General features: G+C 58.9%; 1 protein-coding gene and 1 pseudogene. Both read right to left on the reverse strand.

All coding sequences use genetic code 11. The features are described from left to right. A partial coding sequence (locus SB772_RS43540) for a Tar ligand binding domain-containing protein (RefSeq protein WP_410838971.1) occupies window positions 1-99 on the reverse strand: 99 nt, incomplete at its 3' end. A 42-nt stretch (window positions 100-141) separates the two neighbouring features. Continuing rightward, window positions 142-253, reverse strand: a pseudogene (locus tag SB772_RS43545) (chemotaxis protein CheW); the annotation flags it as partial.

A 253-nucleotide genomic window follows, 5' to 3' on the forward strand; every position in this document is an offset into this window, starting at 1 on the left:
GAGCGCCGTCAGCCCAAGCACGCCGACCACCATGGTCAGCGCGACGAGAATGATCCCCACTAGCGTGAGCGATGTGCGAATCGACCACCTGCTTAGCATCTCAATGCTCCCTGTTCCTAACTTTTCTGAACGCTGCGGCGGTTACACGCCAAGCGTTTCGATGAGCGCCATTTCACGGCTCGTCATCAGCTTCTCGATGTCCATCAGAATCAGCATGCGGCCGTCGACGGTGCCGAGGCCCGTCAGATACTCG

Source organism: Paraburkholderia sp. SIMBA_030 (assembly GCF_046535245.1).
Lineage (GTDB): Bacteria > Pseudomonadota > Gammaproteobacteria > Burkholderiales > Burkholderiaceae > Paraburkholderia.